Annotated in this window: 19 protein-coding genes; 14 read left to right on the top strand and 5 right to left on the bottom strand. The window is 54.4% G+C overall.

Going from position 1 to position 23877, the window contains the following annotated elements; all coding sequences use genetic code 11:
• Positions 1-120: 120 nt before the first annotated feature.
• Positions 121-264 (bottom strand): sporulation protein YjcZ, encoded by a 144-nt coding sequence (locus AC3G2T_RS06615; RefSeq protein WP_488434936.1) that lies wholly within the window; start codon positions 262-264, stop codon positions 121-123.
• A gap of 347 nt (positions 265-611) precedes the next feature.
• Between AC3G2T_RS06615 and AC3G2T_RS06610 the strand changes: the two genes are divergently transcribed.
• From AC3G2T_RS06610 to AC3G2T_RS06575, 8 genes are all read left to right on the top strand, one after another.
• Complete coding sequence (locus AC3G2T_RS06610; RefSeq protein ID WP_488434935.1) at positions 612-1727, top strand: glycoside hydrolase family 88/105 protein; 1116 nt, start codon at positions 612-614, stop codon at positions 1725-1727.
• Positions 1724-3229, top strand: a complete 1506-nt coding sequence (locus AC3G2T_RS06605; RefSeq protein WP_488434934.1) for a response regulator — start codon at positions 1724-1726, stop codon at positions 3227-3229. The genes AC3G2T_RS06610 and AC3G2T_RS06605 overlap by 4 nt, the downstream gene beginning before the upstream one ends.
• A gap of 1 nt (position 3230) precedes the next feature.
• A complete protein-coding gene (locus tag AC3G2T_RS06600; RefSeq protein ID WP_488434933.1) occupies positions 3231-4979 on the top strand; it encodes a cache domain-containing sensor histidine kinase in 1749 nt (582 codons plus the stop codon).
• A gap of 176 nt (positions 4980-5155) precedes the next feature.
• Positions 5156-6073, top strand: a complete 918-nt coding sequence (locus tag AC3G2T_RS06595) for an ABC transporter permease (protein WP_488434932.1) — start codon at positions 5156-5158, stop codon at positions 6071-6073.
• A gap of 24 nt (positions 6074-6097) precedes the next feature.
• A complete protein-coding gene (locus AC3G2T_RS06590) occupies positions 6098-6979 on the top strand; it encodes a carbohydrate ABC transporter permease (RefSeq protein ID WP_488434931.1) in 882 nt (293 codons plus the stop codon).
• A 64-nt stretch (positions 6980-7043) separates the two neighbouring features.
• A complete protein-coding gene (locus AC3G2T_RS06585) occupies positions 7044-8681 on the top strand; it encodes an extracellular solute-binding protein (protein ID WP_488434930.1) in 1638 nt (545 codons plus the stop codon).
• Positions 8682-8784: 103 nt separating this feature from the next.
• On the top strand, positions 8785-9954 hold the full coding sequence (locus AC3G2T_RS06580) for a pectate lyase family protein (protein WP_488434929.1): 1170 nt from the start codon (positions 8785-8787) through the stop codon (positions 9952-9954).
• Positions 9955-10207: 253 nt separating this feature from the next.
• Positions 10208-11734: an ABC transporter substrate-binding protein gene (locus AC3G2T_RS06575; RefSeq protein WP_488434928.1), complete on the top strand. Its 1527-nt coding sequence runs from the start codon at positions 10208-10210 to the stop codon at positions 11732-11734.
• 116 nt (positions 11735-11850) lie between these two features.
• Here AC3G2T_RS06575 and AC3G2T_RS06570 read toward each other — a convergent pair whose 3' ends face one another.
• From AC3G2T_RS06570 to AC3G2T_RS06555, 4 genes are all read right to left on the bottom strand, one after another.
• Positions 11851-13767 carry a DUF2334 domain-containing protein gene (locus AC3G2T_RS06570; RefSeq protein ID WP_474679596.1) on the bottom strand — a complete coding sequence of 639 codons (1917 nt, stop codon included), beginning with the start codon at positions 13765-13767 and terminating at the stop codon, positions 11851-11853.
• A gap of 1247 nt (positions 13768-15014) precedes the next feature.
• The gene (locus tag AC3G2T_RS06565) at positions 15015-15593 is read right to left on the bottom strand and encodes an MBL fold metallo-hydrolase (protein ID WP_488434975.1); all 579 of its coding nucleotides are present in this window, start codon (positions 15591-15593) and stop codon (positions 15015-15017) included.
• Between the two features lie 187 nt (positions 15594-15780).
• On the bottom strand, positions 15781-16383 hold the full coding sequence (locus AC3G2T_RS06560; RefSeq protein WP_488434927.1) for an AAA family ATPase: 603 nt from the start codon (positions 16381-16383) through the stop codon (positions 15781-15783).
• Between the two features lie 135 nt (positions 16384-16518).
• Positions 16519-17403 carry a 3-hydroxyacyl-CoA dehydrogenase family protein gene (locus AC3G2T_RS06555; RefSeq protein WP_488434926.1) on the bottom strand — a complete coding sequence of 295 codons (885 nt, stop codon included), beginning with the start codon at positions 17401-17403 and terminating at the stop codon, positions 16519-16521.
• 270 nt (positions 17404-17673) lie between these two features.
• Between AC3G2T_RS06555 and AC3G2T_RS06550 the strand changes: the two genes are divergently transcribed.
• The 6 genes from AC3G2T_RS06550 to AC3G2T_RS06525 are packed head-to-tail and all read left to right on the top strand — an operon-like array spanning position 17674 to position 23873.
• On the top strand, positions 17674-18576 hold the full coding sequence (locus AC3G2T_RS06550) for a fumarylacetoacetate hydrolase family protein (RefSeq protein ID WP_488434925.1): 903 nt from the start codon (positions 17674-17676) through the stop codon (positions 18574-18576).
• Between the two features lie 24 nt (positions 18577-18600).
• Positions 18601-19479, top strand: a complete 879-nt coding sequence (locus tag AC3G2T_RS06545; RefSeq protein ID WP_488434924.1) for an SMP-30/gluconolactonase/LRE family protein — start codon at positions 18601-18603, stop codon at positions 19477-19479.
• 52 nt (positions 19480-19531) lie between these two features.
• On the top strand, positions 19532-20629 hold the full coding sequence (locus AC3G2T_RS06540; RefSeq protein WP_488434923.1) for an alanine racemase: 1098 nt from the start codon (positions 19532-19534) through the stop codon (positions 20627-20629).
• 18 nt (positions 20630-20647) lie between these two features.
• Positions 20648-21052, top strand: a complete 405-nt coding sequence (locus AC3G2T_RS06535; protein WP_488434922.1) for a RidA family protein — start codon at positions 20648-20650, stop codon at positions 21050-21052.
• 5 nt (positions 21053-21057) lie between these two features.
• A complete protein-coding gene (locus AC3G2T_RS06530; RefSeq protein WP_488434921.1) occupies positions 21058-22383 on the top strand; it encodes a M20 family metallopeptidase in 1326 nt (441 codons plus the stop codon).
• Entirely contained in the window at positions 22383-23873 is a 1491-nt protein-coding gene (locus tag AC3G2T_RS06525) for a M81 family metallopeptidase (protein ID WP_488434920.1), read from the top strand. Before AC3G2T_RS06530 ends, AC3G2T_RS06525 begins: the two co-directional genes overlap by 1 nt.
• Positions 23874-23877 lie beyond the last annotated feature (4 nt).

The following is a 23877-nucleotide window of genomic DNA, read 5'->3' as shown; positions in this document are numbered from 1 at the left end:
AATGGATCGCTCGTACCAATGCCGCATCAAGCGCAAAAAGCAATCCTTGGCGGAATGCCGCCGGATTGCTTTTTGGCTGCCGGCTGCGACGCTGGGCCGCTGCCGGCTATTAACGCTTTTTTACCAGGAGAAAGTTGTCAATACGATAACCAGCAGAATGAACAGAACCAGAATCGCTGCTGTGCTAGTACCGACTCCGACTCCACATCCGTAACCGCCGCCGTAGCCGCCGTAACCACCGTAACCGCCGCCTAAAAATGCCATATCCAGTCACCCCTTTTCAAAATGGTTTGATCGGTACATTTACGCAAAAAAGAATAAGGGGTGCGATGTCGTTAACCGTTTGTGTCCAGAACGTTATTTACGAATCACCCCTTATTAAATGTACCTTCGCAGTCATTATATGAACGCAGCATTCTGAATGCTTGGATTAATAACTATGCTTTTTTTGCAAATTTCCGTGAAAGAAAAGATAGAAACGGCTGCAGGGGCAAACGCAAAAAAGTGATACGTATCGAAGAAATATGGAATGTGCGAATATGCGGATGTCTGCTACAATGGTTTGTACAGGCTGTGCAGAGAACAATTGACGAGAAAGGAAGATGTACCCGATGTCTCAAGCTTGGTCCATACGCATGACCGATTCATTCATACGGCAGTATCCGTTGGTATCCGATATGCCTTTTCAGAGGAGAAGATGCTGGAATTATGAAAACGGTTGCATGCTGACGGCGATCGAACGCGTCTGGCGGCAGACGAAGGATGACCGTTATTTCGACTATATCCGGACAAATATGGATTTATTTATCGGGCCGGACGGCCGCATCGACACGTATCGCCTGGAAGAATACAACGTAGATCAAATCAATCAAGGAAAAGCGCTGTTCGTGCTTGACGAGCAGACCGGCGATGCGCGGTACCGCCATGCGCTGGAGCTGCTGATGACGCAGATGAAAAGCCATCCGCGGACGAGCGGAGGCGGGCTGTGGCACAAAAAAATATACCCGTACCAAATGTGGCTGGACGGCGTGTACATGACCTCTCCGTTCCTTGCGCAGTATGCCAAGACGTTCGGCGCGGCCGAATGGTTTGACGATGTGGCGCACGAGATTTTGCTGATGGAACGGGTGGCGCGCGATTCGAAGAGCGGGCTGCTGTATCACGGCTGGGACGAAAGCGGGGAGCAGCGCTGGGCCGACAAGGAATCCGGCTGCTCGCCGCACTTTTGGAGCCGGGCCATTGGCTGGTACGTCATGGCGATTGTCGACGTTCTCGACTTTTTACCGGCCGATCATCCGAAGCGGGGCATCGTGATCGGGATATTTTACCGCTTGATGGAGGCGATTGTCCGGGTGCAGGATGAGGCGTCGGGATTGTGGTATCAAGTGGCGGATCACGGGGGCCGGGAAGGCAACTATTTGGAGGCTTCGGGATCTGCGATGTTCGTCTACGCCTTGGCGAAAGGCGCAAGAAAAGGATATTTAAGCGAATCCGCGTTTGCGGCTGCGGGCAAAGGGTTCCAGGGCTTGCTGGACCGCTGCGTCGAAGAAGATTCGGACGGCAGTCTGCATGTGAATCAAATATGCAGCGTCGCCGGGCTCGGCGGAACACCTTACCGGGACGGCTCGTACGCCTATTATATTAGCGAGCCCGTACGCCGGGACGATCCCAAAGGTTTCGCGCCTTTCGTCATGGCTTGCCTGGAAATGGAGCATCGGAGGGAGTGACGTTGTTTCACATTCTCATTGCAGACGACGAATACATCGAAAGAGAAGGCATCAAGCTGTTGATCAACAAATACAAGCTGCCGCTTGCGGTGACGGAAGCCGAGAACGGCGAAGAGGCGCTGGACATTTTAGCAGCCCGCCCCATCGATATTTTGTTCACGGATATCAAAATGCCGTTCATGGACGGCCTGGAATTATGCCGCAGAGCCAGAGAACGTTTTCCGGAGCTGAAAATAATGATTTTCAGCGCTTACGGCGAGTTCGAATACGCCCAGCGGGCCATTCATTACAACATTTTTTCTTATTTGCTCAAGCCGGTTGACGTTCACGATTTCGTCAGGGAGTTTACCCATGTCATCGATTTGTGCAAAAAAGAGCAGGAGCAGACCAAGGAAACCGTGCTGCTCGAAATGATCGACAGTAAGCGTGCATCCGCCCAGCTCGCCGAGCGGTTGGCGTACGCCGGAATGGATTTCAGCGATAAGCGGACGCAAATGATTCTTGTCGATTTTGACAATAACGTGTTTGACGTCAAGCATGACGACTTCCCAGAGCGGGTCCGGGATCTCATCGCCGCCCCGTTCGAATATGCGAACTTGAACGAGAGCCAAAGCTTGCTCTTCATTTTGCATGAAGAGGGCGAGCTGAACGGGGAAGAGCAGCATCTTCTGGGCGGCAGGCTGAAGCAGCGGATAACGGAATCGTACGGGGAGCGGGTCACGCTCGTCATGGGCAGTCCGGTACAAGAGGCCCCGCAGCTTGCGGAACAATTTGAACGCATGGAGCACTTGCTGGAATACAAGTTTTTCTTTCAGGCGAGCACGGTTCTGTACATGGATGAAACTCATGGGAAAGAAGAACTGACGGATGCGATTCCGAAGCTGATGGATACGATTTATTGGCATTTGGACGCAAAAGACGATTTCGGCTTTCGCAAAGGGGTCGAGCTTTTTTTCAAAACGGTTGACGGCAGCGGGCAGCATTCGGCCATTTACATTAAATACATGTGCGTCGAGTTGGCCAAAAAAATAATGGAGAGGGCAGGGGGAGCGGACAGCAGCGAGTTTCGTGCCTGCGTGGAGGACATATTCGGCTCCAGATCCTTGGCCGAGGCGAGGCAGCGGCTGCTGACCGTGATGAGCATGCTGAACCGCGTGTCTGACGAGCGCGGCCCGGAATTTACCAAAAAAGTCATCAAAGACATATTGAAGCTGATTGAAGAAAATTATATGTTCGACATCAGTCTGAGGTGGATCGCCGACAAGGTGTATTTGACGCAGACGTATGTAAGCTATTTGTTCAGCAAGGAAGTCGGGCAGACGCTGATCAAATATATGACGCTCGTCCGCATGCAAAAGGCCGGGGAGCTGCTCAAAAGCACGAATATGACGATTGCCGATATTAGTGCGCAGGTAGGCTTTATGAACGATTCGTACTTTTGCAAAATTTTCAAAAACCATTACGGCATCAGTCCGGCCAAATTCAGAGAGACGAAGAGCTGATATGAGCACATTTTTGACCTACTTTCAAAATCTCAGGTTCAAGCAGAAGCTGTTCATTTCCTATATGGTCGTGTCCATCATTCCGGTTATCGTGCTCGGCGCGTTTTCCTATTATCAGGCCAGCCGTCTCCTGCTTCAGCAGGCGAAGCAAAGTCTCGACGGTTCGGTCAGCCAGATTGCGGAGACGATCAATTACCGGACAAAGCAGCACGAGTCGATCATTAATTCAATCACGCAAAACATCGTGTTCAAGCAAATTTTTATCGATAATTACGGTGACTTTCCCGTTCTGTACCGTGATTACGTCGACCCCTTTTTCAGCAATATTCTTGATTTCAACAAAGATATTTTGCAGATTTCCGTGTTTACGGACAATCCGAATATTTTGCGCGGGGAATACATTTTGCCGCTTCAGCTGACGAATGATTTGCAGTGGGCGGCCCGTCAGGCCGGCAGCAAACAAACGCAGTGGAATATCGTGAACGGCAAGCTGTTTGCCACCCGCACGTTTGCCGGCGACAATGCGCCGTCCGGAGGGAAAGCTCCGGCCGTTCTGTTTCTCAGCATTGACGCGGACAGCATGTTCAAAGATCTGGACGAGATCAAAGCGGATGCCTACGGCGTGCTCATTGCCGACAAGCAGGGGAAAGCGGTTTTGTCCAAAAGCAATCGCATGAGCCCGGGGGTGGACGAATCTTCCGTTTTGTCGCAAAATTTGCACGATAAAATCGGCTATTTTTCGCTGGACCGGACCGAATATATGTATATTGCCGAGGACATCCCGGAGCCGGGCTGGAAGCTCGTTTATTTTACGCCGAAGAACGGCATATCCGTCGATGCCAAAAGCATCGCGAGCGCTGCGGCGCTTACCGCCGTCATTTGTTTGGCCGTGCTGTTTTTCATTATTTGGATGTTTTCCAATACGTTTGTGAAACGGATTATTCATTTGAACAAGAAGATGCTTATCGTTGAGAACGGGAATTTGAAAATCGACGTGTCCAGCCGTTCGCACGATGAAATCGGGCAGCTGACGAACCGGTTCGGCAAAATGCTGAACAACATCAATACGCTGATCGAAGAAGTGTATCAAAGCAAAATCACGCAAAAAGAAGCTGAATTGAAAGCGCTGCAAACGCAGATCAATCCTCATTTTTTGTACAACACGCTATCGATTATTAATTGGAAGGCGCTGCAAATCGACGCGATGGAAATCAGCCGGATTACGAATACCGTTTCCCGCTTTTACCGTACGGTGCTGAACAAAGGGCGCAGCTTCATTCCCGTGAAAAATGAAATCGACAATGCCAAGGATTATATGCACATTCAGCTGATTATGCATAACAACAATTTCGATTTCGTGTGCGATGTCGACGAGGCGCTGCTGCGGTACGACATGATCAATCTCGTGTTTCAGCCGATTCTCGAAAATGCGCTCGAGCACGGGATCGACAAGCTGAGAAAAGGCAGCGCGAGAGGCCGCATTCTGCTTCGCGGATACGTTGCCGGCGATGATCTGGAGTTCGCTATCGAGGATAACGGGCCGGGCATGAGCCCGGAGCTGGCGGGCGAAGTGCTGACGATGAATACGACCGGCTACGGGTTAAAAAACGTGCACGACCGGATCCAGATCCGCTTCGGCCAGCCGTACGGGCTGCGAATCGAAAGCGAGGCGGGCAAAGGAACTAAAGTTTATGTTGCTTTTCCGAAATATATGGCTGCAGAGACGCCTCCGCCCGGAGGCCGCCTTTGAATGCGAAGACCCCCTGCCAGCCGGGACAAAACCCGGACAGCATAGGGGTCTTTTTGCTGCCGCTGCACTGCGAACATCCGTAAAAAAGTGATACATATCGAAAAAATGTTGGATTTTTGCCGGACCGGCCATTTGCTACAATTCAATCTGTAGGGTGCAGAAAGGAGCTGAACGCAATGGATAACGGGACAACGCCCCTCATCAAGCTGATCCGCAGGGATAAGCTGCTTATTTTGATGTTTTTGCCGGTGTTTCTTTATTACTTCATTTTTTGTTATTTGCCGTTGCCGGGCATTCTCATCGCTTTTAAAAATTTTACGCCCGGGCACGGAATATTCGGAGGGGAATGGGTCGGTTTCAAATGGCTGATCCAGTTCGTCAATTCGCGGTATTTTTGGCGGCTTATGCGCAACACCTTTTTGCTCGCTTTTTACCCGCTGATCTTCGGGTTCTCCATTCCGATTTTGTTTGCGATTTGCATTGTGGAAATCAAACAGGGCCTATTCAAACGTTTTGCCCAAACGGTCACTTATTTGCCGCATTTTATTTCTACGGTCGTCGTCGCGGGCATGATCATCAACTTCCTGTCGCCGACGGACGGCATCGTCAATACGATGCTTGTGAAGCTGGGCATGGAAAAAATCAATTTCATGATGGCTCCCGAATGGTTCCGCCCGATCTTTACGGTGTCCGGCATATGGCAAAGCTTCGGTTTCAGCTCGATCATTTACATTGCCGCGATCATGGGGATCGATCAGGACATGTACGATTCCGGCAAAATCGACGGCGTGAACAAATTTCAGGAAGTGTGGCACCTCACGCTTCCGAGCCTGAAGCCGACGATCGTCATCCTGCTGCTGCTGTCCATCGGCGGCATTATGAGCGTCAATTTCGAGAAAGTGTACCTGCTGTACAACGGGGCTACCTATGAAACGGGGGATGTGATCTCCACCTACGTGTACAGGCAGGGGATCGAGTCGCAAAACTTCGGGTTCGCCACGGCCGTAGGCTTGTTCAATTCGGTCGTCAGTTTTATACTCGTTTATTTCGCCAACCAGATGAGCCGTCGTGTGAACGATATGTCGCTTTGGTAGGGTGTTCGCGGAAAGGAGGCCGTTATGGTTAAATCCTGGACGGACCGGAGCTTTTATGCGCTTGTCTACGGTATAGCCATTATCGCCGTTATCGTCACTTTGTACCCTTTTATTTATGTCGTCAGCATATCGATGAGCTCCGTGGAGGCGATCGACAACAAGCTGGTCACGCTGCTGCCCGTCGATCCCAGCTTTGACGGCTACCGCATGGTGCTCGGCTATTCGGAGCTGTGGCGGTCTTATTACAACACGATCTGGTATACGGTCATAGGGACGCTGTTCAACATCGTCGCGACTTGTCTGGCGGCTTACCCGCTGTCGCGCAGGAAGTTTTTTTTGCGGAGAAAGCTCAATTTTTACATCGCTTTTACGATGTATTTTTCCGGGGGACTCATCCCGCTCTATATGGTCATTACGGAGCTCGGGCTTTACAATACGCGCTGGGCGATGGTGCTTCCCGTCCTCGTCAGCACGTTCAATGTCATGATTTTGCGCTCGGCTTTCGAGGGCATCCCGAATGAAATTTTTGAAAGCGCTAATATGGACGGGGCCAAAGATTTCACTCTGCTGTTCCGCATCGCGATACCGCTTGCCAAGCCGACGCTTGCCGTGCTTACGCTGTATTATGCGGTGGCGCATTGGAACGACTTTTTCAGCGCGCTGTTGTATTTGGGCAAGCAGGAGCTGCAGCCGCTGCAAATTTTTCTCCGCAGGGTGCTCATTATGGCTTCGCCGGAAATTATGCAGAAGATGGGCGGAGAAACGGCGGCCAAGGCGCTGGCGGTTTCGACGCTGCAAGTCCGGTACGTCTCGATTGTCGTCAGCATCGTGCCGATCATTGCGATTTATCCTTTCATTCAAAAATATTTTGTGCGCGGCATCACGTTAGGGGCAGTAAAAGGGTAGCAGTGCATCCTTGCCGTATAAAGCGCAAGCGTTAGGTTAGCCATCTTAAGGAGGGTCACGAAAGATGAGAAAAAGACTAAAGAGCGCAGCGAGTTTGACGCTGATCCCGGCGCTTGCCGCCGCTCTCGCCGCAGGCTGCACGGCAGGAGGCGCCGCCGATCAGGCGGCAAGCCCGGGAGGCGGCGCGAAGCAGACGGATGCGGGGACAGGCGCGTCATCCGCAGCGTTCACTTATACCGGGAGCGGGCCTATTGCCGACAAGCCGGGCACGCTGAAAATTTTGGCGACGAACGCCTGGACGAACAACGTCGATCTGAAGCAGGCTCCCATCGTGCAGGAAATCGGCAAGCGGGCCGGCGTAACCGTCGATTGGGAACTGCTTCCGCCGTCCACGTACAACGACGCGATCAAGCCGCGGCTTGCCGCCGGTGCGGATTTGCCCGACATCGTGTACCAGCTCGATCAGGATCAGACGATGAAGAACATCCAGGGCGGTCTGTTCAAGCCGCTGAACGAATACATCGATAAATACGGCGTGAACATCAAGAAGCTGTTCGCGAAGTATCCGGTGCTAAAGGCGAGTCTGACGACGCCTGACGGGAAAATCTACTACATCCCGCAGCTCGCCGTGACCAAAAACTACATGCCGACGTTCATGGTCAACACGAGATGGCTGGATAAAGTCGGCTTGAAAGAGCCGGCAACGCTCGACGAATTCACCGACATGCTGCGCAAATTCAAGACCGGCGATCCGAACGGCAACGGCAAACAGGACGAAATTCCGTTCTCCGTTCAGCCGAACATGCTGGGGAATGCGTTCGGTCCGGCATTCGGCCTTGATTTGGCGAATAATTTTTACGCCGACAACAGCGGCAAGGTGCATTATTCCTATTATGAACCGGCTTATAAGGAATATTTGGCTTACCTGAACGGCCTCTATAAAGAAGGGCTGCTCGAATCCGATTTTGCCAGCACGACCTCCGACCAAATTACTTCGAAAATTTCGCAAAATTTGACGGGGGTGACCTTCAATTTCAGTTGGTATACGTCGATGGTATACAGTAAGCTGTTCAAGGACTATGACCCGAACACCCCGCTTATTAAAGGCATCGCGCCGCTGAAAGGGCCTCACGGCGATCAATTCTATCTGGGCAGAAATCCGATCACGGGCATTTTCGGCATTTCCAAAAATGCCAAGGACCCGGAGCTTGCCTTTAAATTTCTGGACTATGCGAGCAGCGACGAAGCCAAAGAAATTTATGCCTGGGGCCTCAAGGGCCAAACCTACGATATCGTCGACGGGAAAAAACAGTTTACCGAAAAAGGCAAAGACAACGATTTTATCCAGAAGTTCGGCATTAATCCGGTCAATTTGCCCATTGAGCAATCGGTTGAGGCGACAGATGTTTTGGTTGCTCCCTGGCACGCCAAAATCGACAAAGAGATGGAGACATATATCAAAGCTCCGTTCCCGTTCGTTTACGCGCTGCAAGAAGAGGCCAACACCGAGAATACGGTAATGCCCGATGTCACGACGTATGTGAACGAAATGAACATCAAGTTCATTACCGGCAAGGAAAATCTCGATCAATTCGACAAATACATCAAGACGCTGAAGAGCATGGGCGTCGAGGATGTCATCAAGGGCCGTCAGGCTCAATATGATCGCTATACGGCTGCTGCTGCGGTCGGGAAAAAGTAAGGTCCCGGATAACAAGACACCACGATTCTCTTTCAATGGCCCTGGCACTGCGGGGAGGATTCGTGGTGTTTTCGTTATAAAAAAATATCAAGGAGGGAATTTCATGCATTTGAAAAGATTGTCGGCAGTTGTTTTAACGATGGTGACGGTTTGTTTTGCTTTGCTGTCGTCGGTGTCGCTCCCGAATCTGGAAATACCGAAGGCGGAGGCGGCTTCGAACACGGGAGGGTATTCGACCGCGACGGGTTCCACGGAAGCCGCCGTTACGGTCAAGACGCTGGCGGAGCTGCAAAATGCTTTTAACAACAAAAAGCATCATATCATCATCTCCGGCAATATTTATGGCGGACCGAAGCTGACGACGCTGACCTTTGCGAGCACGGACTGGAACAATACGACGATCGAGGGCGCCAGCGGCGGTGGAGCCGTGCTGCAAAACATCCAGCTGAAATTCAGCGGCGAGCTGCTGCCCACAGGCACGAACATTGAAAATATCGTGATCAAAAACATTACGTTTTACGGCAACATCGCCGATCTTCAAAACTTGAGCGGATCGGAAATTGTGCCCGGCGGCATCGGCACCAACTATTTGGGACTTTCGTTCCGCCGTACCACCAATGTGTGGGTCGATCACTGCACGATCTACAATACGAGCGACGACCTGATGGTCATTTCGCAAAAATCCGACAATGTCACCGTGTCTTACTGCCATTTCTATTTCACGGCGAGCTGGATGAACATGAATCCGAATCCGAAGTGGAGCTGGATTTCCGGCAGCTATCAGGATCTGGCGTCGGAGCGCATTGCGATGGTGATAGGCTCGAATGCCAGCGACTCCTATACGAACGGAGGCAACAAGCTGCACGTCACGATGCACCATAACTGGTTCGGGCCGTATATGAAAGGGCGCCCGCTCATGCGCGGATTTGTCCATCTGTACAACAATTACTTCGACAACAGTACGACGCCGAGCGGAACGAATTCGCAGGGCTCTTCGCAAGCGCAGTACAACGCCAACCAGATCGGCAGCGGCAGCGTCATTTATTCGGAAAGCAATTACTTCTACAAAACGAATCAGAGCAATCAGATCGGTCTTGACAGCTCCTCCGATCCCTATAAGTTCTACGAGCGGAATAATACTTATAATGCGACCACCGGCACTTCGGCAGCGGGCGCTTCGTTCCCGGGCTCGCTTCCGTTCCCATACAGCTACACGCCGGATTCGGCCGGCAGCGTACCGAACCTCGTTCAAGCGAACGCCGGCCCGCATTGATGAGCAGCCGCAGCAGTCCCGTTACGGGGCCGCTGCGGTTTCCCTTGTTCCGGCGGGGCGAGAGAACGGTTTCATTAAGCGCGGCCATGAGTTAGAATGGAGCTTGGAGTCTGTCCGATGAACCAGGTAGAAGGTATATGTATGCACAATGACAGTAACTCCGTCGGACAGACTCCTTGGAGACGATTAGGCGGGCAGCCTTGAAGCCATTCTTCGTGGGAACGGTTTCAAATAGGCGGAAGGAGAGACTCGGATGAAGAAAATCATGTATACTGCCCTTTTGTTCACGCTGGTTGCGATTGCAGCCGCCGCCATAGTCCGCTATGCGCAAAGAGGCAGCGGCCAACCTCCTATGGAGCAGGTGCACCCGGCTATGCAGCCGACTACGCTCAAACTGCTGCTGCCGCTTGAAAAGCCCGCCGCCCAGGACGAAGTGATGGAGGCGGTCGAACGGAAATTGGCCAAGGACGGCCTGCCTATCAAGCTGGAATTCACCTTTATCCCGTACGATCAATACTGGAATAAAGAATGGCTCATTGCGGCGAGCGGCGAACCGTACGATGTGGCTTTAACCGCCTATTCCAACATTTCCGATTTTGTTTCCAAAAAAGTGCTGGCTCCTTTGGACGGCGCCCTGGCTCATTATGGGCACGAAATTGTCCAAAACACGCCCGATTACGCTTTTCAAGGCGTTACGATCAACGGCCGCATTTACGGAATTCCAAGAGTGATGCCGATTTCCGAATTTCAAAGCTTTGTTCAAATCAGGGGCGATTTGCGAAAAAAATACGGCCTGCCCGAAATCAGGACGGCGGCGGATATGGATGCGTATTTGGAGACGATTGCCAAGAGCGAGCCGGGAATTACGCCCTACTTTTACGACACGGGGCGGTTTCTTCTGAGGGAATACGGCGATGTGGCTTTTTTTGCAGGCAGTTACCTCAATGCTCCCGTATATATCGACCCGGCGGATCCGCAGTTGAAGGTAAGAAACACGTATGAATCGGACTTTTTCCGCAGCATCATGGGCAAAATGCACGAATGGCAGCATAAGGGGTACATTCCTTACGGCCCATCCGACACTTCGCAGTACCCGGACCCCGAGGCGGCTTTTAACGGAGGGCATATCGCAACTACGTGGAGCGTCGTATTGAAGCAGACCGAGCGAATCGATGCTTTCAAAGCGGCGAACCCGGACGGCGAGCTGGAAAACGTGTATTTGCACCCGGAAAAGCCGAAATACATGTTCACTGGAGCGGATAACATTCTTTCCGTTTTTTCCACCAGCAGGCACGTGAACGAAGCGGTAGCTTTTGTCAACTGGATTAGGAGCAGCCAGGAAAACTACGACCTGTTCAGCTACGGAATCGAGGGCGTCAATTACCGGTTGAAAGACGGAGCCATCGACTATGACGGGATAGCCCCGGAGCACCGGTACAATCCGATCAGCTGGGCGTGGAACGATATCCGATTCGAGCGTTTCAGCAAATACATTTCGCCGGAATATGCCGGACAGCTGCGCAACTGGGATAAGGAAGCGGCGGCTTCCCCGACGCTGGGCTTCGTGCCGGATCTGGCGCCGATCAAATCCGAGATCGCCCAGCTGAACGTCATCATAGCGGAGTACTTGCCCCGGCTTTATGACGCGAATGTCGACTGGGATCCCACGATGGAAAAATTTAGAGCGAAGCTCAAAGACGCAGGCATCGAACACGTCATCACCGAGATTCAACGGCAGTTCGACGCCTACAGAGCCGATAAACGCGCGAAAGCGAAGTAGCTCCCGGCGCGCGGAGCGGCGTCGCAAGAGGGAGGGAGCACGCAACTCCCAGGCGCAGCTCCCGGCACATGGTGCGGCGTCGCATGACGGCGGTCGACCACATGCGGGTCGGGCCGTCATTGGTCTTTGCTTTGAAAGGACAAGGCTACGTCCATGAAGCCGTCTTTATTTCCGATGATCGCCACATCGGTTTTCCCGTTTTCATCAAAATCGGCAACAACCATGCGCCCGTCCGCCTTTCCCCAAGGCCCGAACGAGGATAAAAACTTATACTCATTATCGTCCGTCTGGAGGTACACGGCCGTTTTGAGGTGAGCCGGGTCCCACCGCAAAATATCCTCTTTGCCGTCCCCGTTGAAATCGCCGAATCGCAATTGACCGTAATCGGTCGGGATATTCAATTGCGTTTTTTTCGTTTTCCACTCCATGGCCGCCGGGTCAAAATCGATCTGTAATCCTTGTGACGAATCTTTTTTCCCTATAAAAATGGACTGCCCTCCTGTCTTGTTCCCGTTTCTGACCAATAATTCCTTGGTTGAATCGGATTTGAACAGGTACGGTTTGATCGGTTTCACCGTTCCGTTGTGCACGTAAACCCCCAACAGCCGTTTTTGATCCTGAGACAGTCCGGCCAGCACGCAGTCGCCGCCCGGCATCCGCAGCTCGTTCAAAGCCGTCCAGCGTTCGGCCGGAATCGTCCATGTGCGGTTGAGAACGAATTTCCCCCCGTCCGAAGCATAGCTTTCCAGCTTGCCGTTCGGATGAACGACCCACAGCCCTTTTTTCCTGACGCCGTTCGTGCCGTTAAGCGTCAATGCGGCGCCGTTCGCGTAAGCGATCGTCGCCCATGCTTGCGGCGCAGGTTGGACTGCGTTCCGCGCTGTATTAAACTGACCGCTCGTCACCATAACTTGGCCTGATTGCCGATTCCATGCAACGATATCCGCCTGGCCCCTTCCGGCGACATCTCCAATTTGCAAATTCGCCGGTTGGTCGTGCCCGACCTCGACGCGCTGTGCCGGAGTGAAGGGAACATAATCGTGAATGGAATAAAATTGATAATTTAAGGACGATAGTCGGACGAGCAGCTTTTGGAGCGTGCTTTTATTTTCCGCCGGGTATTTGTACTCGGGCAAGCCGTCCCGGATAACGGGCGATCCTTTGCCGTCGACAACCGGAACCAAATATTTGAATTCAAGAAAGGGATGATAAAAAAATGAATTGATCCGGTTCGTTTTACCTAATTGCTTTAAAATGACATTCTCGTTTTTATTGTCGGCAATATAGGTCATCGGTGTCGGGACGTGGACAGACCCCAGGGATGGAGCGCCGTATCCTGTGTTGGCATCGTTTTCGTATTGGGCGGCAGGAGGGTCGGGGTTGAGCTTCATGTCCGGCTGATAAAGCAGGCCGAAATAAGCCCGGAAAACCCGGTCCTGCTCCGGAACCGTATGATAATGGGGAGCCTCCCAAAATTCGGGAGCAAAGCCGGCACGCTGAAAAATGCGGAGACCTTCGTTCACGCGCTCTTCGGCGAATGCCGTTGTCGCCGTTTCCGGCAGCCCGGTTACGTTGAACTCGTTGCCGAGCCCCGAAGCGTGCTGACCGTCGTCCCGGCGCGTTTCGCCCGCCTGATGCGTATATCCGTGCATGCCCAGGGCTGCGCCGTTTCGAACCGCTTGTGACAGGAGCTTGTTGAAGGATTGTATATATGGCAGATCCATCTGATCCAAAGATCGGTCATAACGTGAGCCGTCCTGCGAAAAATTAAGCCACCTGGGGATAACCGCCAAGCTGTAATGAACGTGCTGCTGTTGCAAAAACTCCAAAACAGTCCTCAGCTTGCCCAAACCGTCCGGCGTTGCGTAGTAGCCCCCTGGACCGATATCTTCCAGCCGCATTAAAACAAAACGCGGGTTATATTCCGCTCCCTCGGCTGTAATCAATTGATACACCCCGATGAAAATGCATAGCGAAATCATCCCGGACAGCGCGTATCGAATCCACTGATTTTTGCTTATTAAAAACCTCATAAGGGGCTCCCTTCACGTTGCAAATCCAAGATCAATACTATATTAACAGAAAATTAGTTCTATGAGACTACTTCCCTCCGCAAATCTTGCGAAAAATTTAATAGGGCTGTCCCACCAGCAGCCCCTGACGCCAGACAAGCCGGCTTTATTGCAAAAAAAGCGATGGAAGGCAAAGTAGAGCGAGCATTGGGGCGGGGGAAAAGCACTCAGCGTCCGGCTGCGTAATCATGTAAGGGGGGCGTGCTAGTGAGTGTCATGTAGGAAGCGTCGAGCGTGGAGTGTCGTGTAGGTGGCATGAGTGGTGGGGACATGCAGAGGGTGTAATGAGCGTCGAGCAGGTGGGCTGGGGAGTGTCATACAGGAAGCATCGAGTAGGGGGTGACATGCTGGGAGTGTCGATCAGGGGGGGGCGTGTAGGTAGAGCATCGAGTAGGAGGTAACATGCAAAGAGCGTCGTGTGGGGGGCGAGTAGGGGGTGAGCAAGGGGTATCGAGTGCCGAGCTAAAGCACCTATCATCCCTACGGAACACCCGCGGGATGATTATTTTTGCCGCGCATAGACGGTGCGGCCGTTTGTGGAGCGGCTTGGCCGCCCACAAAACCTGCAAAAGTGCAGGAATTTTCTAAGGTGGCGGCACTTTTGGAGGAAAAGCCTGCGAAAGTGCAGGAATTTCCGAGCACAAGGGGGTTTAGGCAGAAATTTGGCGAAAAAAACTGCACATTTGCAGGAATTGTTCGAAGCAGGGCCTTTCAAGCGCAGAAACCTGCACTTTTGCAGGCTTTTTGCGCGTAGCCGGTGATTTTTAGCGAGAGGGAGAGTGGAGAGTCGCCATGGTCCGTGTTGGTTGAGCGAGGGGCCGACCGACCCAACGGGTCGAGCCGGTCGAGCAAGAGGCCGCTGGCCCCCCATGGGTCGAGCCGGTCGAGCAAGAGGCCGACGGCCCCCGCGGGTCGAGCCGGTCGAGCAAGAGGCCGCCGGCCCCCGCGGGTCGAGCCGGTCGAGTAAGAGGCCGACGGCCCCCGCGGGCCGAGCCGGTCGAGCAAGAGGCCGCCGGCCCCCGCGGGCCGAGCCGGTCGAGCAAGAGGCCGCCTGCCCCCGCGGGCCGAGCCGGTCGAGCAAGAGGCCGACGGCCCCTGCGGCCCGCAGCGCAAGCTCGGGCGCACCGCGGACGCGGACGCTCCCGCAAAAAAAGACGCCGCAGTCCCGCTTGCGCAGTGGTACTGAAGGCGTCTTTTGTCGGCCGGGATTATTGGCCGGCTGCTCCGCTCGCAATTTCGGCGAGGCGTTCCTTGATCCGCTCCGTGCATACGCCGCCGTGGTAGGAGATCGTGGTTTCGATGTCGAAATCGAGCAGTTTCGCTACGGATTGCAGTGCGGTCTCCATGTCCGGCGTAAAGGCCTGGTTGGGCGGCATGAGCACACCGTCAAGCGATGTCAGCGCATCCCCGGTAATAAGCGTTTTGCTGGGTATATGGTACAAAGAGATATGATCCGGCGTATGGCCCGGTGTGAAAATGACTTGAATGCCGCCGCAATAAGGGAGCACGTCGCCGTCCTGTAAAGCGACATCAACTGTTGAAGGCGGCACGATGATTCCTCTCTTGATCAAAGGCTTTTCCCCCGACAAGTAAGGCTTCGCCAGCTCGTGCGCAAGCACTTCCACCCGTCCTTCCGCAGCCGCGATCAAATCGGGCAAGCTGCCGATATGGTCCAAATCGTGGTGGGTGATGATGATTTTCGTCAGTTTTTCGAAAGGGACGGATTCCTGCGCCAACGTACGGCGAATAAGGTCCAGTTGACCGGGAATGCCCGTGTCCACAAGGATCGTTTCGTTCTCGTCTCACAGCAAAGCCGCATGCACGACAAACGGATTCCCGCCGGCGTCCATCTCCAATTTTACCGCTTTAATTCCCGTATTTCCCGACAACCTCAACACCTCCGGCTTAATTTGAAAGATTCGTGAACGTCAAGACCTGCACTCTCTTTCATTATAAAGACCGGATCGCCGGTTATCAATTTGTCCCGTCTTCAGCGCCGTAAACAAACCGTTCGACTGCCGAAAGCTTGTCCGGGGACAGCGGTCCCGAATTATCGAAATAAAGAATGGAAGAGGCCGGCAGCTTCCACCGGATATCCCGGCGGACGAGAGAGCGGCTGAAATCGCTCCAGTTGTCCAGCTTCCACACGTCGATGACAAGCCCTCTTTCCTGAATGCGCCTGCGGTACGACTCTTCGTCGGGGAGAAAGACGAATACCGCTTTAGCGTCCGTATCGTCAGGCGACATTCCCGCTTGGGCGAGTTCGTTCGCCAGCCACAAGGGATCTTCCGTTTCCTTGGTGAAGGGCCCGACGACGAAAGCGTCCACGCCGAGCTGCACATTTTCCAGTGCGGCGTCCATCGTGATGCGGTAGCCCAAATCGCGGCAGTAGGTTTTGTAGACGGGCGAATCCCGGTCGTTCGGGTCCCGCCCCGACAAGGTCATGACCGTTTCCGCGGCAGGTCTGAGCAAGGTGTCCATATCGAAAAAAGCCGCGCGGCGCTTGGCCGCAAGCGCTTTGGCGAGCGTCGTTTTCCCCGCTCCGGCAGGGCCCAAAAAAAATACGATTTTGCGCATGTGCAGCCTCCATCGAATCCGGCGCCATTTGTGATGAATGGCGTTTTATGTCTAATTATAAACCGGCTTCAGCCACTGTCAAACGAAGCGCGATCACTATCGGTTTTGATTGAAGCTCCGGCCCTCATGTTTTTTTTATGGCTTGCGTACCTCAAGGATTTTGCCGAGCAATTGCTCCCTGGAGGGGGAAACTGTCGCGCTATCGTGGTGTTCGTAAAACCCTCGGCCGCTCTTGGCCCCCAGATTTCCGGCTTGAACGAGAGATTGCAAGAGAGCAGGCGGCTCCGATGCTTGAGACAGCACGGGGAATAACTGCTCCGTTACTTTCAGCCAAACATCGAGTCCGCCGTAATCCGTGATCTCGAAGGGACCGTTTATTGCCCAGCGAAGTCCAATCCCCTCTTTCACAGCGGTATCGATTTGATCGACGGTTGCAGCACCTGTCTGCAGCAGGTGGAGCGCTTCCCGGAGAAGTGCGGCTTGCAGCCTGTTGGCAATAAATCCGGGAATATCCGATTTCAGGATTATCGGAACTTTATTGCAGTCTCTTAGAAGGTCATACACTTCGCTCAGGAGACTTTCGCGGGTTTGGGGAAGCCCGACCAATTCCACCAACGGGATGACGGCAGCGGGATTGAAGAAATGCATGATCACCAGGCGATCGGCGAAAGGCACCTTGCCCGCCAAACTTTCCAAACTGAAGGACGATGTATTGGAGGCGACGATCGCGACCGGGTTGATGACGGAAGCAATCTGTTGATACATTGCGATTTTGAGCTCAAAATGCTCCGGGATGCATTCCACGATGAGATCCGCCCCGCGAACCGCTTCATTCAGGTTGGAGTTAAATTGGATATCGTGCTCTTCCGATGCAAGCCGAATTTTCTCTTGGGCGGCCAGAAGGGCAGAGGGGTAAGGGTCATGCAGGACAATCCGATGCCCGCAGTCTCCGAATACCTGTGCAATGCCGCATCCCATTGTTCCCGCGCCAAGAACGGTAATTTGCCAACGTTTTTTCATCGCTTTCCCTTCTTTTTCGTTAATATGGATGTAAAACACAATTGTAAGCAGTCATGATTCTTGAAGATTATTGTAAACGGTCTCATACTACTAGGTAAAATGCAAATATGGTATATCTATTATTTGATTTTGGAATAAATCGAAAGGGTTTGGTCGTAGAGGGGATGATTGGTCAGACGATTATCGAAAAGTGATTTACAAGATATTTCCTGTATGTTATGTTTGAAATGAAACATTGGTTTTATTCAATAAAACATGATGGGGGTCGTTATGAAGTTACTGACTTTTTTTAAGGACCGGGAACAGCATTTTGGTGTTCATACCGGAAAAGGCGTGCTCGATGTTTCGGGAGCGATCGAGATGGCTTCCCGGGATAACCTCGTCCCTCGGACGATCATGGAGGCGATCGAGGGCGGGGCGGAAGCGCTGGACAATCTCCGGCAGTTCGTCGAGCGGATTCTCATTGATGAGGAGCGATCCTCGCTGCTGCTCGATGAAGCCGATTTAACGATGGGACCTTGTGTGACGCATCCGGGCAAAATCATCTGCGTAGGTCTCAATTACCGGAAGCATGCGGAAGAATCGAAAATGGCGATCCCTCAGTACCCGATCCTGTTCAACAAGTTCAACAATTCGCTTACCGGTCACGGGGCTGATGTCGCGCTGCCCAAAGTGTCTGCCAAAGTGGATTACGAAGCGGAGCTCGCGATCGTCATCGGCAAAACAGCGAAATATGTGCCGAAGGAATCCGCGCTCGATCACGTTTTCGGTTACTGCTGCGTCAACGATTTGTCCGCACGCGATCTGCAAATGCGCACAAACCAGTGGCTCCTCGGGAAGTCGTGCGACGGATTCAGCCCGCTCGGGCCGTATCTCGTTACTGCCGATGAAGTCGGCAATCCGAACGACCTGGCGATCCGGAGCATCGTCAACGGTGAACTGCGGCAAAGCTCCAACACCTCCGATATGATCTTCTATTGTGACGAGATCGTCAGTTACATCTCGCAGCACATGACGCTTCTACCTGGCGATATTATCCTCACCGGAACGCCGGAAGGCGTCGTTCTCGGTTATCCGGAAGAGAAGCAGGTGTGGCTGAAAGACGGGGATACGGTGACCGTCGAAATCGAGAAGCTGGGCTCGCTGACGAACAGGATGGTTGCGGAAGCTTGATGAAGAACAGGGAGGAGAAGGATTTTGGATACTTGTCTGGAACTGGTTGCAGCCGGCAGAGCGATGCTCGGGGAAGGGCCTTGTTGGGATGCCGAAAACGGGATTCTGTATTGGGTCGATATTACGGGCAAAAAGCTTTTTACCTATGATCCGCTTACCGGTATCCGTCATGAAACCGAATTTGACCGCTTTATCGGGGCGGCCGTTCCGAGGACTAGCGGCGGGCTGATTTTGGCTATGCAAGATGGATTTCATGCGTTCGATCCGAAAAGCGGTGTCCTGACAAAGCTGTGCGATCCCGAAGCCCACTTGCCGGACAATCGCTTCAATGACGGGAAATGCGATGCCCTCGGACGGTTTTGGGCTGGAACGATGAGCATGAAGGGCGAGAAGGAGTCCGGAACTTTATATTGTCTGGAGACAGATTTGAGCGTTAGAGCGGTCGTCGGCCAAGTCGGCATTTCCAACGGGATCGGCTGGAACCCGGACAACACAATCATGTATTTTATCGATTCGGGGACGAAGCTGGTTTCGGCATTTGATTTTGATTTGCCTGCAGGAACGGTAAGCAACCGGCGGACGGTTGTGACGATTCCGGAGGGCGACGGACTACCGGACGGCATGACCGTCGATGCGGACGGAATGATATGGATCGCGCATTGGGGAGGGAGCAAAGTTTCCCGATGGAATCCTTACAACGGCGAGCTTCTGGAGACTGTCCCTGTACCGGCATCGCTCGTCACATCATGCGCGTTCGGCGGCGAGAAGCTGGATGAATTGTTTATCACGACGGCAACAGAAGGGCTGGATGATCAGACCTTGCGCGGGCAACCGCTTGCCGGAGGATTGTTCAGGCTTAGGACACATGTAAAAGGATTGCCGGCCAACCGTTTCGGAGGGTAATCACATAAGCAAGAGGACATGCAGGACATTCCGCTGCGGGAGGGGGATTACATTGTCATCGTTTCTACAGGATCTTGAGACGCCGGCCGTCGTGATCGATTTGAACCGGCTGGAGCATAACCTTCGCCGGACGGCCGAAATTGCGGCGAAAGCAGGCGTGAAGCTGAGACCCCATATCAAGACCCATAAAAGCGTCTGGATTGCCAAACGGCAGTTGGAGCTTGGAGCATGCGGCATTACCGTCGCCAAGCTTGGCGAGGCGGAAGTGATGGCGGACGCCGGCATTCACGATATTTTGGTCGCGTATCCGATCATCGGCAGGAGCAAGCTCGCGAGGCTGGCCTCGCTTATGGAGAAGGCGAAGGTGATCGTCAGCGCGGACAGTATCGAAGCGGCCGCCGGATTGTCCGGGCTCGGGCAATCGATGGGTGTGCGGATTCCGCTGTATCTCGATGTCAACTCCGGTCTGAACCGCTGCGGACGGGAGCCCGGCGCCGAGTCGGCAGAGCTTGCGCTGCGCATCGGGGAACTGCCCGGCATCGACCTTATCGGGCTGATGACGCATGCAGGACACGTTTACGGCAAACCGACGGCGGAAGACTGCCGGGAGATCGCGCATGCGGAAGCGCAGGCGCTGCTTATGACGCAGGAGCAGCTTCGGCTCCAAGGGGTGGAAGTGAAGGAGATCAGCGTCGGCTCTACTCCGACCAGCAAGTTTGCCGCGGAGCTTCAAGGCATAACGGAAATTCGTCCGGGCGCTTATGTGTTCGGCGACGGGTCGCAGCTGTATCCCGGCACGATTACGGAAGCGGAATGCGCGATGCGCATCTATGCCACCGTCGTCAGCACGCCGCGTCCCGGAACGGTCATCATCGACGCAGGCTCGAAGACGCTGACGACGGATATCAGCCTGCATCGTCCCGGGTATGGCTACATCCCGGAGCATCCGTCCGCCGTCATCGAACGGCTCAGCGAGGAACACGGCATCGTCCGCACATCGGCCGATTGCCCGCTTCGGATCGGCGATGTCGTCTCGATCATCCCGAATCATTGCTGTACGGTCACCAATTTGCACGATCAATTGCTGGGTGTGCGGAACGGGAACTTCGAACGCCCGATATCCGTCGACGCGCGCGGCAAAATCAAATAAGCGAAGGAGTAAACGTCTATGTCTCAATGGATTCATTCCGATCAAGCCCCTGATTTCCCGCTCCCATTCTCGCAAGCGCTGCGGGCCGGAGATTTCGTCTATGTCTCCGGCCAGGTAGGCGTCGACCCGGAAACACGCCAATTGGTCGGCACTTCGATCGAAGCGCAGACCGAGCAGTGCCTGCGCAATATCGGGGCGATCCTGGCTGCGGCGGGCTTGACCCTCGACCATGTTGTGAAAGTGAACGCGTATCTTTCACGGCTGGAGGACTTCCCCGGCTACAACCGGGCGTATGAAAGCGTGATGAAGCGCCCGTTTCCGGCGCGCACCTCGGTGCAATGCGGCATCGGCGACTATTTGGTGGAAATCGACGCTATCGCGTACGTTCATGCCGTGCGCGGTGGAACGCAAACGAAAGGGTGAAACGCGTGGAGCCTGAAACGTTATCCCGCCGTATCGGCCGGTGGGTTCAAACGCATCGCGAAGAAGCGGTCGAGCTGGCGAGCCGGTTGATCCGCATCGAAAGCGTGAATCATCCGCCCGGCGGAAACGAACAGGCCTTTCAGCAGGCTGTGGCCGATTGGCTGCGCACGGAAGGCGCGGAAGCGGATGTGTACGACATCCGCTCGGTGCCGGGGCTCGAAGCGCATCCCGCCTATATGCCGGGAAGGGATTACGCCGACAGGCCTAACGTCGTCGGACGATTCCGGGGGGAAGGCGGGGGAAGGTCGCTGTTGTTTTCGAGCCATGCGGATACCGTTAGTGAAGGAAGACGACCATGGCGTCTCCCTCCGTTTGGCGGCGTGATCGAGGACGGCAAGCTGTATGGACGCGGCGCATACGACATGAAAGGCGGCTTGGCTGCGTCGCTGATGGCGATTCGCTGCTTGCGCGATTTGGGTGTAAAGCTGAAGGGCGACGTCATCGCCGAAAGCGTCGTTGATGAAGAGTACGGCGGCTCCAACGGTGCGCTGGCTGCCCGTTTGCGCGGACCGGATGCGGACATGGCTATCATCCCGGAGCCGAGCAATTTGAAGCTGTATCCTGCGCACCTGGGAGGCGGTGCTTGGAAAGCAACGTTCACGGGCAAGAACGGCATCGTCTTCAACGGCGAACAGCTTGTAAACGCATTGGATGCCGCGGTTGACTTTGTCCGGTTATTGCGGGAGTTCGGGGATCATCTGCGAAACCGGTACCCTGCGCCCGATTTATGGCGCCGCAGCAAGGAGGCGGAGGTCGTCGCGTTTCAGATCGTGACCGGGGATTCGAATCGCGAAGTGCCGGAAATGTCCGACACCGGAGAGGTGCGATTCTGGATCGAAGGATATCCGGGGATGACCGGAAGCGGGATCATCGGGGAGCTTTGGGCGTATTACGAATCCCGGCTGGACGCTTATCCGATTCTTCGTTCGTGCCGGCCCGTCATTTCGCCGATGATCCGTTATCTCGAGGCGAGCGCTATGCCGGATGACGAGCGCTGCCGGACTTTTCTTGAAATCGCCGCATCGGCGGGGGAACGGTCGCACGGAAAAGCTTGCGGCGAACTCATGGGAGCGCCTTTTACCTGCGACGCCTTCATGTTCAATTTGCACAGCAGCACGCCCGCCCTCGTCCTTGGTCCGGCAGGCGGCAATGCGCATGCGCCCGACGAGTATTTGGAAATTGACAGCTACCTGAGCCTCATTTGGTGGTATGCGGAGCTGACGGCGGATTGGTGCGGCGTGTGCTCAACGGATGAAGGAGGGGTTCGGTAATGGGAAAACAGGAGTCGGTTCGGATCGCCGTCGCGGGCATTTTGCATGAAACGAATACGTTTGCGCCCGGGCGGACGGAACTTACGCAATTCAAGGGAGAATGGGTCGCAGGGCGTGATGCATTTTACGATCGTTATAAGGGTACCCGTACTTCCATGGGCGGCGTCATCGACGCGGCTCTCAGGCATGGAGCCGAGCTGAAGCCGGGTTTGTATGCGGCGGCTACGCCCAGCGGGATGGTGAGCGGCGCAGCGGCGGATGAACTGATAGAGGCTGTTGCCGCATCGATCGATCCGGAAGCTTCCGGCCTCGTGCTCATCATGCACGGTGCGATGGCGTCCGAGCAGTATGACGATCTTGAAGGAGAATGTCTCCGGAGAATCCGCCAAAAGCGCGGCGCCGAATTTCCGATCGCCATGACGATCGACCTGCACGGCAATGTCAGTCCGGCGATGGTGCGTCTTGCGGATGCGATCGTCGGCTACGATACGTATCCGCACGTCGATATGCACGAGCGGGCGGAAGAGGCGTTCGATCTTCTGATGCGCATCATTCGCAGGGAGATTTCGCCTGTGCGTGCTTATTCGCATACGGGCATGCTGGTAGTTCCTCAGGCGATGATGACCGATGAGGGGAGCATGCAAATGCTCATGGACCGGGCGTTTGACATGGAAACCGATCCCCGGGTGCTGAACGTGACGGTTGCCGGCGGATTCCCTTATTGCGATGTGTCGGATGCGGGAATGTCGTTCGTCGTCACGACGAACGGCGATCAGGCGCTCGCCGACCGGTACGCCGCCGAGCTCGCGCAAATGGCGATCGATATGAAAGACCGGTTCGCGATCGATCAATTGCCGCCCGCCGTCGCGGTTTCCGCGGCGCTGGCCGAGCCGTCGGGCCCCGTCATTCTCGCCGAGGGCTCCGATAATGTCGGCGGCGGTGCGCCTGCCGATGCGACGCATGTGCTGTCTTGCTTGACGAACGTCCCGCAGAAGGCGCTAGTCGTCCTCAGGGACGAGGCGGCAGTGCGCCGGGCGTTCGAGATCGGCGTCGGCGCCGTCTTCGAAGGCCCGGTCGGAGGCAAGAGCGATCGGCTGCATGGCGAGCCGGTCATGGTGAAAGGCAAGGTGCGGCTCTTGTTCGACGGGAAATACCGGCATGTCGGATCGTATATGACCGGTCAGAGGGCGGACATGGGGAATACGGCAGTCGTCGAGTGCGGACATTTGACGCTGGTGCTGACGGAGAAGCGGGCGGCGCCCTGGGATTTGGGCCATGTCCGGAGCGTCGGCTTATGGCCGGATGACTTCCACATCATTGTCGTCAAATCGGCCATTGCCTGGCAAGCCGCGTTCGGACCGTTCGCCAAATGCGTCATTCACGTCGATTCGCCCGGATGCTGCAGCGCGAATTTGCGGCATTTTGAGTATCGCCGGGTACGGAGACCGGCTTATCCGCTCGATACAGAGCCGAACCCTACGTTCGGCTGATTAA

Source organism: Paenibacillus sp. sgz302191, from assembly GCF_057749925.1.
This window is presented reverse-complemented; position numbering and strand designations above follow the sequence as displayed.